The 11,826-nt window shown below is 65.9% G+C and carries 9 protein-coding genes; 3 read left to right on the plus strand and 6 right to left on the minus strand.

Annotated features, from left to right (window positions below; genetic code table 11):
• Positions 1-6 precede the first annotated feature (6 nt).
• The 4 genes from APY03_RS00520 to scpA are packed head-to-tail and all read right to left on the minus strand — an operon-like array spanning position 7 to position 6,856.
• Positions 7-2,055 (minus strand): acetyl-CoA carboxylase biotin carboxylase subunit, encoded by a 2,049-nt coding sequence (locus tag APY03_RS00520; protein WP_068672866.1) that lies wholly within the window; start codon positions 2,053-2,055, stop codon positions 7-9.
• A gap of 17 nt (positions 2,056-2,072) precedes the next feature.
• Positions 2,073-3,605: an acyl-CoA carboxylase subunit beta gene (locus APY03_RS00525; RefSeq protein ID WP_068672867.1), complete on the minus strand. Its 1,533-nt coding sequence runs from the start codon at positions 3,603-3,605 to the stop codon at positions 2,073-2,075.
• Positions 3,606-3,647: 42 nt separating this feature from the next.
• Entirely contained in the window at positions 3,648-4,691 is a 1,044-nt protein-coding gene (gene meaB, locus APY03_RS00530) for a methylmalonyl Co-A mutase-associated GTPase MeaB (protein ID WP_068672869.1), read from the minus strand.
• Between the two features lie 2 nt (positions 4,692-4,693).
• Positions 4,694-6,856 (minus strand): methylmalonyl-CoA mutase, encoded by a 2,163-nt coding sequence (gene scpA, locus APY03_RS00535; protein ID WP_068672871.1) that lies wholly within the window; start codon positions 6,854-6,856, stop codon positions 4,694-4,696.
• 116 nt (positions 6,857-6,972) lie between these two features.
• On the opposite strand from scpA, the gene APY03_RS00540 reads away from it, so the two are divergent.
• Positions 6,973-7,620: a GntR family transcriptional regulator gene (locus tag APY03_RS00540; protein ID WP_068673077.1), complete on the plus strand. Its 648-nt coding sequence runs from the start codon at positions 6,973-6,975 to the stop codon at positions 7,618-7,620.
• A gap of 8 nt (positions 7,621-7,628) precedes the next feature.
• Here APY03_RS00540 and APY03_RS00545 read toward each other — a convergent pair whose 3' ends face one another.
• The gene (locus APY03_RS00545) at positions 7,629-8,414 is read right to left on the minus strand and encodes an IclR family transcriptional regulator (protein ID WP_068672873.1); all 786 of its coding nucleotides are present in this window, start codon (positions 8,412-8,414) and stop codon (positions 7,629-7,631) included.
• 98 nt (positions 8,415-8,512) lie between these two features.
• Between APY03_RS00545 and APY03_RS00550 the strand changes: the two genes are divergently transcribed.
• Positions 8,513-9,505 (plus strand): tripartite tricarboxylate transporter substrate binding protein, encoded by a 993-nt coding sequence (locus tag APY03_RS00550; protein WP_068672875.1) that lies wholly within the window; start codon positions 8,513-8,515, stop codon positions 9,503-9,505.
• A gap of 18 nt (positions 9,506-9,523) precedes the next feature.
• The gene (locus APY03_RS00555) at positions 9,524-10,402 is read left to right on the plus strand and encodes a TauD/TfdA dioxygenase family protein (RefSeq protein ID WP_068672877.1); all 879 of its coding nucleotides are present in this window, start codon (positions 9,524-9,526) and stop codon (positions 10,400-10,402) included.
• Between the two features lie 3 nt (positions 10,403-10,405).
• Here the strand turns inward: APY03_RS00555 and dusA are convergent, their stop codons facing one another.
• Complete coding sequence (dusA, locus tag APY03_RS00560; RefSeq protein WP_269475626.1) at positions 10,406-11,386, minus strand: tRNA dihydrouridine(20/20a) synthase DusA; 981 nt, start codon at positions 11,384-11,386, stop codon at positions 10,406-10,408.
• Between the last annotated feature and the right edge of the window lie 440 nt (positions 11,387-11,826).

Consider the following 11,826-nt stretch of genomic DNA (forward strand, 5'->3'; position numbering starts at 1 on the left):
CCTCCTTCACGCGAATTCCAGGATCACCTGATCCACCGCGAGCGACTCGCCCTTGGCGGCCGAGATGCTGCCGACCACGCCGTCCTGCGAGGCGAAGAGCACGTTCTCCATCTTCATCGCCTCGATCACCGCAAGCTTTTCGCCGGCTTGCACCTGCTGCCCCGGCTGCACGGAGATTTCGACCAGGAGCCCCGGCATCGGCGACATCAGGAACTTGCTGAGGTCCGGCGGTGCCTTGTAGGGCATGAGCTTGAGCAGCCTCGAGCCCCGCGGCGACAGCACCATCGCCTCGATCTGCTTGCCGTTGTGCGCGATGCGCAAGGCCAACGGGTTCTTGCCGACACCGCGCTCGACCTGTGCTGTGAAGCCCCGGCCGTTGACGCTGCCTTCGACCCGGATGCTGCCCAGCGCCGCCTGGCTTTCGATCTTGTAGCTGTTCGCGCCCACCATCACCGCGCTTGAGCCCGAGGTACCCTGGTAGTCGGTGACTGTCACGGGCTGATGCACATGCTCGCCCTTGGCATCGAGGACGACCACCACGAACTGCTCGCCCACCTTCACCCCATGGCCCTCCAGCTGGCCGCTGATGCGCGACGCCCGCGCGCGGTAGCGCCGATGCATGTAGGCCGCCAGCGCGACCAGGAAGTCCGGGTCGTCGTGCGGGACGTCCTCGGCACGGAAGCCCTTGCCGTAGTGCTCGGCGATGAAGCCGGTATTGAAGGCCCCGCTCACGAATTTCGGATGCGCCAGCAGCGCGGCCTGGAAGGGGATGTTGCTGCTGATGCCGCGGATCACGAAGCCATTGAGCGCCTCGCGCATCAGAGCGGTGGCGTGGGCGCGGTCGCGACCGTGGACGATCAGCTTGGCGATCATCGAGTCGTAGAACATCGGTATCTCGCCGCCATCGTAGACGCCGGTGTCGACGCGCACGCCGTACAAGTGCTCGGTGTCTGCGGAGAACATCGTCTCCTTCGGCGGCTGGAAGCGCACCAGGCGGCCGGTCGACGGCAGGAAGTTCCGGAACGGGTCCTCCGCGTTGATGCGGCACTCGATGGCCCAGCCCTCGCGTTTCACGTCCTTCTGCGCGAGCGGCAGCTTCTCGCCGGCGGCAACGCGGATCATCAGCTCGACCAGGTCCAGCCCCGTGATCGCTTCCGTCACCGGATGCTCCACCTGCAGCCGAGTGTTCATCTCCAGGAAGTAGAAGCTCTGGTCCTTGCCGACCACGAATTCCACCGTGCCTGCGCTCTGGTAGTTCACCGCCTTGGCGAGCGCCACCGCCTGCTCGCCCATGGCCTTGCGCGTGGCTTCGCTGATGAAGGGCGAGGGCGCCTCCTCGATCACCTTCTGGTGGCGGCGCTGGATCGAACATTCGCGCTCGTTCAGATAGATCACGTTGCCGTGCGCGTCGCCCAGCACCTGGATCTCGATGTGGCGCGGCTCCTCCACGAACTTCTCGATGAACACGCGGTCGTCACCGAAGCTGTTGCGCGCCTCGTTGCGGCAGGAGGTGAAGCCGTCGAAGGCGTCCTTGTCGTTGTAGGCCACGCGCAGGCCCTTGCCGCCACCGCCGGCCGAGGCCTTGATCATCACGGGGTAGCCCACATCACGGGCGATCTCGACCGCGCGCTCCGCCGTCTCGATCGCGTCGTTCCAGCCGGGAATGGTGTTGACCTTGGCCTCGTTCGCGAGCTTCTTGGAGGCAATCTTGTCGCCCATCGCGGCGATCGAGTAGTGCTTGGGGCCGATGAAGACGATGCCCTCCTCCTCGACCTTCTTCGCAAAGCCTTCGTTCTCGGACAGGAAGCCATAGCCGGGATGCACCGCCTCGGCGCCGGTCTTCTTGCACGCCGCGATGATGCGATCGGCCTGAAGATAGCTCTCGCGACTCGGCGAGGCGCCGATGTGGACGGCTTCGTCGGCCAGCTCGACGTGGCGTGCGTCCTTGTCGGCGTCCGAATAGACGGCAACGGTCAGGATGCCCATCTTTCTCGCGGTCTTGATGACCCGGCAGGCGATCTCGCCGCGGTTCGCAATCAGGATTTTCTTGAACATGTCGTGGTCTCCCGTTCTCAAAGCGGAATGTTCCCGTGCTTGCGCCACGGGTTGTCGAGCTTCTTCTCGCGCAGCATGACCAGGCTGCGGCAAATGCGCTTGCGCGTCTCGCTGGGCAGAATGACGTCGTCGATGTAGCCGCGCGTGCCGGCCACATAGGGATTGGCGAAGCGGGCCTTGTACTCGGCCTCGCGCGCGGCCAGCTTTTCGGGGTCGTTCTTGTCCTCGCGGAAGATGATCTCCACCGCCCCCTTCGCGCCCATCACGGCGATCTCCGCGCGCGGCCAGGCCAGGTTGACGTCGCCGCGCAGGTGCTTGGAGGACATCACGTCATAGGCGCCACCGTAGGCCTTGCGCGTGATGACGGTGATCTTCGGCACGGTGCACTCTGCATACGCGTAGAGCAGCTTGGCGCCATGCTTGATGATGCCGCCGTATTCCTGGCTGGTGCCCGGCATGAAGCCGGGCACGTCGACGAAGGTGACGACCGGGATGTTGAATGCATCGCAGAAGCGCACGAAGCGCGCCGCCTTGATCGAGGACTTGATATCCAGGCAACCCGCCAGCACCAGCGGCTGGTTGGCGACGATGCCCACGCTCTGCCCATCCATGCGTGCGAATCCGATCACGATGTTCTTCGCGTAGTCGGGCTGCAGCTCGAAGAACTCGCCGTCGTCGACCACCTTGGCAATCGCCTCCTTCATGTCGTAGGGCTTGTTCGGGTTGTCGGGCACCAGTGTGTCGAGCGACAGGTCGGCGCGATCGGCCGGGTCGCCGCTGGGCCGCACGGGCGGCTTTTCGCGGTTGTTGAGCGGCAGGTAGTTGTAGAGGCGGCGCAGCATCATCAGCGCCTCCACGTCGTTCGCGAAGGCCATGTCGGCCACGCCGCTCTTGGTGGTGTGCGTGGTGGCACCGCCCAGTTCCTCGGCCGTGACGTCCTCGTGCGTCACCGTCTTCACCACCTCCGGGCCGGTGACGAACATGTAGGAGCTGTCGCGCACCATGAAGATGAAATCGGTCATGGCCGGCGAATAGACGGCGCCGCCGGCGCAGGGCCCCATGATCATGCTGATCTGCGGCACCACGCCGGAGGCCATCACGTTGCGCTGGAACACCTCGGCGTAACCGCCGAGCGAGGCCACGCCTTCCTGGATGCGTGCGCCGCCAGAGTCGTTGAGGCCGATGACGGGCGCGCCCACCTTCATTGCCTGGTCCATGACCTTGCAGATCTTCTCGGCATGGGCTTCACTGAGCGCGCCGCCGAAGACAGTGAAGTCCTGGCTGAAGACGAATACCAGTCGCCCGTTGATCATGCCGTAGCCGGTGACCACGCCGTCGCCGGGAATCTTCGTTTCGGCCATGCCGAAGTCGCTGGACCGGTGCTCGACGAACATGTCCCATTCCTCGAAGGTGTCGTCGTCGAGCAGCAGCTCGATGCGCTCCCGCGCCGTCAGCTTGCCCTTGGCGTGCTGCGCGTCGATGCGCTTCTGCCCGCCGCCCAGCCGCGCCTGGGCGCGCCGCTTTTCGAGTTGTTCGAGGATCTCTTTCATGGTCCTGTTCCTGAAGTGTGTGTTGATGTGTTGTTCGAGCGGCTACGCTTGTCCCGCCTGCGCCGAGAGCAGGTTGCGCGCCGCGGTCGACGCGGGCAGCGTGCCCGCCGCCACCTGGGCCAGCGTCTGCGGAAGCAGCTCGCGCACTTTCGGGTGCTGGCGGAAGGCCTGCTTGAGACCCGCGTCGATGCGTTCCCACATCCACGCGAGTGCCTGTTTCTCGCGCCGCGCCGCGAGCTTGCCGGTCGCGGTCTGCAAGGTCTTGAACTGCAGCACCGTGTCCCAGAAGGCGTCGACGCCGGTGCCCAGCAAAGCGCTCGACTGAATCACCCTGGGTTGCCACTGGCGCAGCGCCGCATCGGCGCCGTGCACGACGTGCGCATGCACCGGATTGCCGTGATGGCCGAAGAGGCGCAACGCGGAGGTGATCTGGGCCTGCGCGCGCGTCGCCGCGTCTGGGTCGATGTCGGCCTTGTTGATGACCACGAGGTCGGCCAGCTCCATCACGCCCTTCTTGATCGCCTGCAGGTCGTCGCCGGCATTGGGCAGTTGCAGCAGCACGAACATGTCGGTCATGCCCGAGACCGCGGTCTCGCTCTGGCCGACGCCCACGGTCTCGACGATCACGATGTCGTAGCCGGCGGCCTCGCAGACCAGCATGGCCTCGCGCGTCTTCTCGGCCACGCCGCCCAGCGTTCCGCTCGACGGGCTGGGGCGAATGTAGGCCCGCTCGTGCACCGAGAGCCTTTCCATGCGCGTCTTGTCGCCGAGGATGGAGCCGCCGGAGACGGTGGACGATGGGTCGATGGTGAGGACCGCCACGCGGTGGCCGCGATCGATCAGGTACAGGCCCAGCGTCTCGATGAAGGTGGACTTGCCGACGCCCGGCACGCCCGAGATGCCGAGGCGGAAGGACTTGCCGGTGTGCGGCAGCAGTGCCGTCAAGAGTTCATCGGCTTGCGCGCGGTGGTCCGCCCGCGTCGATTCGAGCAGCGTGATGGCCTTCGCGATGGCGCGGCGCTGTCGAGGCCCCTCGGCCTCGGCCAGCGCTTCGGCCGTCACCAGGCTTGGAGCCGCGGCAGGCATGCTCAAGCCGCGACCGCCGCGCGAATCTGCTCCAGCACGTCCTTCGCACTGGCCGGAATCGGCGTCCCCGGCCCGTAGATGCCCTTCACGCCGGCCTCGTAGAGGAACTCGTAGTCCTGCCGCGGAATCACCCCGCCGACGAAGACGATGATGTCGTCGGCGCCCTGTTTCTTCAGCTCCTCGATGATGGCCGGCACCAGTGTCTTGTGCCCCGCGGCCAGGGTGCTGACGCCCACCGCGTGCACGTCGTTCTCGATCGCCTGGCGCGCGCATTCCTCGGGAGTCTGGAACAGCGGGCCCATGTCGACGTCGAAGCCCAGGTCGGCAAAGGCCGTGGCGACGACCTTGGCGCCGCGATCGTGGCCATCCTGCCCCAGCTTGGAGATCATCACGCGCGGGCGCCGGCCCTGTTCCTCGGCGAAGCCCGCGATCTCCTTCTGCAGCGCCTCCCAGCCTTCGGCCGAGTCGTAGGCGGCGGCATAGACGCCGGTCACCTTCTGCGTGTCGGCACGATGGCGGCCGTAGACCTTCTCCAGCGCATCGCTGATCTCGCCCACCGTCGCGCGCAGGCGCACGGCCTCGACGCTCAGCGCCAGAAGATTGCCCTCGCCGCTCCCGGCGGCCGCGGTCATGGCGTCGAGCGCGGCCTGCACCTTGGCGCCGTCGCGCTTCTCGCGCACGGCCTTGAGCCGCGCGATCTGGCTGTCGCGCACCTTGACGTTGTCGATCTGCAGGATGTCGTGGGTGTCCTCGCTCTGCAGCTTGTACTTGTTGACGCCCACGATCACGTCCTGCCCCGAGTCGATGCGCGCCTGCTTGTCGGCCGCGGCCGCCTCGATCTTGAGCTTGGCCCAGCCGCTGTCCACGGCCTTGGTCATGCCCCCCATGGCCTCGACCTCCTCGATGATGGCCCAGGCTGCGTCTGCCATGTCCTGAGTGAGTTTTTCCATCATGTAGCTGCCGGCCCATGGATCGATCACGTTCGTGATGTGGGTCTCTTCCTGGATGATGAGCTGCGTGTTGCGTGCGATGCGCGCGCTGAACTCGGTAGGCAGCGCGATCGCCTCGTCCAGCGCGTTGGTGTGCAGGCTCTGGGTGCCGCCGAAGACAGCAGCCATGGCCTCGATGGTGGTGCGCACCACGTTGTTGTACGGGTCCTGCTCGGTGAGGCTCCAGCCCGAGGTCTGGCAGTGGGTACGCAGCATCAGGCTCTTGGGGTTCTTGGGGTTGAACTCCTTCATGATGCGGCACCAGAGGAGGCGCGCCGCGCGCATCTTGGCGACCTCCAGGTAGAAGTTCATGCCGATGGCCCAGAAGAAGCTCAGCCGCCCGGCAAAGCCGTCGACATCCAGCCCCTTGGCCAGCGCCGTCTTCACGTACTCCTTGCCGTCCGCGAGCGTGAAGGCCAGCTCCAGCGCCTGGTTGGCGCCGGCCTCCTGCATGTGGTAGCCGCTGATGGAGATGGAGTTGAACTTCGGCATCTTCTCCGCGGTGTACGCAATGATGTCGCCGATGATCCGCATCGACGGCTCGGGCGGGAAGATGTAGGTGTTGCGGACCATGAACTCCTTGAGGATGTCGTTCTGGATGGTCCCCGAGAGCTGGTCCTGCGCCACGCCCTGCTCCTCGGCCGCGACGATGTAGCCGGCCAGCACCGGCAGCACAGCGCCGTTCATCGTCATGGAGACGCTGACCTTGTCCAGCGGGATCTGGTCGAACAGGATCTTCATGTCCTCCACGCTGTCGATGGCCACGCCGGCCTTCCCCACGTCGCCGGTCACGCGCGGATGGTCGCTGTCATAGCCGCGGTGCGTCGCCAGGTCGAAGGCCACGCTGACGCCCTGCCCGCCGGCGGCCAAGGCCTTGCGGTAGAAGGCGTTCGATTCCTCGGCGGTGGAGAAGCCCGCGTACTGCCGGATGGTCCAGGGGCGCACCGCGTACATCGTGGCCTGCGGGCCGCGCAGGTAGGGCTCGAAGCCGGGCAGTGTGTCGGTGTACTTCAGGCCTTTCAGATCGGCCGCGGTGTAGAGCGGCTTGACCGTGATGCCGTCGGGCGTGATCCAGTTCAGCGCCTGCACGTCGCCGTCCGGGGCGGACTTGGCAGCAGCCTTGGCCCAGGCTTCGAGGGTCGCGGTTTGGAAGGTCGGTTCAGGTTTGCTGCTCATGGCGCCGCTTTGCGAGTGGATGGGGATGTCTGCGCAGGCGCGCGACGATTTTGGGTGCGAGTCTAACTCATCTGTAATTATTAATTCAAAGCCCGGTGATGCGGTACATTTCGCGCATGTCCGCCCTCACCCTGACCCCGCGCGCCCTCTACGAAGAGGTGGCTGAGCTGCTGCGCCAACGCATCTTCAACCGCGAGCTGGAGCCTGGCAGCTGGATCGACGAGCTCAAGCTGGCCGAGGAATACGGCATCAGCCGCACGCCGCTGCGGGAGGCGCTCAAGGTGCTGGCGGCCGAAGGCCTGGTGACGATGAAGGTGCGGCGCGGCGCCTACGTGACCGAGGTGTCCGAGAAGGACCTGTCGGACGTCTATCACCTGCTCAGTCTGCTCGAGAGCGACGCGGTGGGCGTGGTCGCAGAGCGGGCCTCGAACGCGCAACTGGCGGAACTGGAGACCCTGCATGCAGAGCTCGAAGCCGCCGCGGCGCCGGGCAAGGTGGACCGTGCCCACTTCTTCGCCGTCAACGAACGATTCCACATGCGTATCCTGGCGATGGCCGACAACCGCTGGCGCGACCAGATGGTCGCCGACCTGCGAAAGGTGATGAAGCTCAACCGCCACAACTCGCTGCTCAAGGCCGGCCGCATCGGGGAGTCGCTCGCCGAGCACCGGGCGATCATGGCCGCGATCAAGGCACGCGACGGGGCCGGCGCCATGGCGCGCATGCAGGAGCACTTCCGCAGCGGCCTGGAAGCAGCGAACTAGGGCCCAGCTCAGTCGGCAGGCGACGCCATGCCGCTGTCGGCATTGATCCGCTGCAGGGTCTCCAGCAGTTTCGGTGCGATGCGCGCCACCATCGTCTCGCGCGGCAGCAGGTAGGCCGGCCCGCCGCAGCTGCAGGCGTAGCGCTCACCGCGGGGTCCGCGCAGCGAGAAGCCCAGCGCATGGATGTGCGGGTGCCACTCGCCGAAGGAGCTGCAATAGCCCAGCCGCGCATGCTCCTCCAGGCCCGCCATGATGCGCGGCTCCAGCACGGCCCAGTTCTCGCCGCTGGCGAGCCGGATCTGGTCCAGCAACTCGGCCTGCTCGCCCGACGGCAGCGCCGCGAGGTAGGCCCGCCCGGCAGCCGAGGTGGCGATGGTCATGCGCGAGCCCACGTCGATGCGCGAGCTGATCATGGCCGAGCGAGGACGCAGCGAATCGATGATCAGCATATCGAGGTCGTCTCGCACGCCTAGGTGCACGCTGGCGCCGGCGAACTCGGCCAGCGCCAGCAGGTGCGGCCGGGCGACACCGCGTAGATCGAAATGCCGGAGGTAGCGGTTGCTCATGTCCAGCAGGGCGGGGCCGAGGCTGAAGCGCTCGCTGTCCGGGGCCTGCCGCAGGTAGCCGCTCGCGACGAGCGTCGCGGCCAGACGGGAAACCGTCGGCTTCGGAATACCGGTCGCATCGGCCAGCTCGCGGTTGCTCAGCGGGCCGGGTGCGTCGCCGACCACCTTCAGCACTGCCAAGCCCCGCGCTAGCGCGCTGACCTCGACCCCTCCGCCTTGCTCAGCCATGGAATCCAGAATTTTTAAAACAATGTTTCATATTTTCATTGACTTGTGCACCTGAGTCGATACTATTTCAAAACACTGTTCCATAAAACGAAATTACGATGAGACAAAACCCGTTCGTCACCACACGTCGTCAAGTCTTGCTGGCCGGCGCCACGATTACTATCGCCGGCCTCGGCAGCAGCTTCGGTGCAGCAGCCCAGGAATTTCCCAAAGGCCCGGTCAAGATCATCATCCCGTTTGCGCCCGGCGGGCCGACCGACACGGTGGGCCGGCTCATCGCACAGAGGCTGCAGGAAATCTGGGGACAGCCGGTGATCATCGACTACAAGCCCGGCGCCGGGACGGCCATCGGCGTGGACTTCGTCGCCAAGGCCCCGTCCGATGGACTGACCTTCGGCATGGTGAATTCCTCGTTCGCCGTAAACCCCTCACTGCGCAAGAGCCTGCCATACGACACAGTGAAGGATCTCGCAGCCATCACGCAGATCGCGAACCTGCAGCTGGCGATGGTCGCCAAGCCCGACGCCCCCTTCAACACCGTGCCGGAGCTGATCGCCTACGCCAGGAAGAACCCCGGCAAGCTCACCTACGGCACGCCCGGCGCCGGCAGCACTACGCACCTCGGGGCCGAGCTCCTGAAGCGCGAGGCCGGCTTCGACATGCTCCACTCGCCCTTCAAGGGAAGTGCGCCGGCGCATACCGAGCTGATGGGTGGGCGCATCGACATCGTGGTCGACCCCTTCCTGTCGATCCTGCCCTACGTGAAGGCCGGTCGGATGAAGATGATCGCGACCCTCGGCGAGAAGCGCGTGGCGGGCTTCAACTACCCGACGGTGGCCGAGACTCTCCCCGGCTTCAACGTCAACGCGCTGCTGGGCTTCGTTGCGCCGCACGGCACGCCAAAGGCCGTCATCCAGAAGATCCAGGCCGACACCGAGAAGGTGCTGCGCACGCCCGAGATCCGCAAGCGAATCGAGGAACAGGGCATGGAGGTGGTCGCCTCCAGGCCCGAGCAGTTCGAGGCATTCGTGCAATCCGAGATGAAGCGCTGGGCCCGCGTGATCAACGAAGCCGGCATCCAGGCCGAATAACCCGTTCCCGAGACTCCCATGCCCCTCCGACTCAAGCCCCTGCATCCCCTGTTCGTCGCCGAAGCCAGCGGCATCGATATCACGCGTCCGCTGTCCGACGCCGAGGTGCGCCAGATCAATGCCGCGATGAATGAATACGCCGTGCTGGTGTGGCGCAGCCAGCCTTTGACGGGCCAGCAACAGATCGACTTCGCCAAGTCCTTCGGCCCGCTGGACCTTGGCCTGAAAAAGGTCTTCAAGCGCAAGGAGAGACTGGAGGACGAGCGCCTGATCGACATTTCCAACGTCGATGCCGAAGGCAACGTGGCGCGGCGCGACTCGCCCAAGAACCTCTCGAACTTCGCCAACCAGCTCTGGCACAGCGACAGCTCCTTCCAGGCGCCGCGCACCGCCTACTCGATGCTGCACGCACTGGTCCTGCCGAGCTGGGGCGGCAACACCGAGTTTGCCGACCTGCGCGCCGCCTACGACGCCCTGCCCGATCGCACCAAGGCCGAGGTCCAGGACCTGCGTGCCGAGCACTACGCGCTGCACACGCGCATCCTGCTGGGCGACGAGGCCTACACCGACGACCAGAAGAAGGCCATCCCGCCAGCGGTCTGGCCGCTGGTACAGACGCACCCGGGCTCGGGGCGCAAGCTGCTCTTCGTCGGCGTGCATGCGCGGCAGATCATCGGCTGGCCCACGGCCGAGTCGCGCATGTACCTGCAGGACCTGCTGGAGCACGCGACACAGCGCGAACTCGTCTACCGCCATGAATGGCAGGTCGGCGACCTGGTGATGTGGGACAACCGCAGCACCCTGCACCGCGGCCGGCGCTACGACATCGCCGAGCGGCGCGAGCTGCGCCGCACCACCATCGAGGATGTTCCCGAGGCGCGGCTGATGGCGGCCTGAAACTCAGGCGGCGGCCTCCGCCGGCTCGTGCGCGATCGCCATCACCTCGTGCGGCGGCAGCGCCTTCAGCCGGTGGTCGCTCCAGACCTGGCGCCAGCGGCGGGCACCCGGCAGGCCGTTGCGAAGCCCCAGCATGTGGCGTGCGATGTTCGACCAGGGCGTGCCATGCTCGGCCGCCTCGCGGGCCATGTAGTCGCACATCCTGCGCTCCACATCCTCGCGCGTGAGGACGGAGGGCGGCTGCCGGTAGAAGACCTCGTCCCATTGCGCGAGCCACCACGGGTTGTGGTACGCCTCGCGCCCGATCATCACCCCGTCCAGCAGCCGCAGATGCGCCTGCATCTGCGCGTTTTCGTTGAAGCCGCCGTTGATCGAAATGGCGAGTTCGGGGAAGTCGTGCTTGAGCCGATGCACCAGCTCGTAGCGCAGCGGCGGCACCTCACGGTTCTGCTTGGGCGACAGGCCTTTCAACCAGGCATTGCGCGCATGGACGATGAAGGTGCGGCAACCGGCCTCGCTCACCGTGCCGACAAAATCGCGCACGAATTCATAGGACTCGGTCTTGTCGATGCCGATGCGGTGCTTGACCGTGACCGGCACGCCCACCACATCGACCATGGCCTTCACGCAATCGGCCACGAGCTGCGGCTCGTTCATCAGGCAGGCCCCGAAAGCGCCGCGCTGCACCCGCTCGCTGGGGCATCCGCAGTTGAGGTTGATCTCGTCGTAGCCCCAGTCCTCGCCCAGCTTCGCACAATGCGCCAGCTCGGTCGCCTCGCTGCCGCCCAATTGGAGGGCGACCGGATGCTCCTCGGCGTCGAAGCGCAGATGGCGCGGCACGTCACCATGGATCAGCGCGCCGGTGGTCACCATCTCGGTGTAGAGCAAGGCGCGGCGGGTCAGCAGCCGGTGGAAATAGCGGCAGTGACGGTCCGTCCAGTCCATCATGGGCGCGACCGAGATGATCTTTTCGTTGTTCAGCAAACCAGCATCACCGTCGAGCTTTGGCAGCCCCGTAGTTTCTCACGCAGTTCAGTCAGACAAAAAAAAGAGCTCGCCGAAGCGAGCTCAATGATTGCCTTTGCAGCAATCCCCCAGAGAAACCATGGACGTAGTTTGCGCCGATTTCGCCAGGAAGCGCGTGAAGAAATAGACGGTTCGCTGACCAGAAGCTGATGCTTTGTCACAGCGATGCCAGATCGCGCGTTTTTTGCGCGGCCGGCCCTTGCAGCCACCGCCGCGACCATGCCCGCCGTGCCGCTTGGCGCCCGCGCCGCAAGCCCGATCTCCCAGGGATCGCAGACTTCGCCGCAGCCGCGTAACATGCCTTGGCAGCGCCCGCCGTGTGGGCGCCCTCACCGTTCTCTGCCCGTGCCCTTCGCCGATTTCCACCCTGCCGTCAGCGGCTGGTTCAGCCGCAGCTT

This window comes from Variovorax sp. WDL1, from assembly GCF_001541225.1.
Lineage (GTDB): Bacteria > Pseudomonadota > Gammaproteobacteria > Burkholderiales > Burkholderiaceae_C > Variovorax.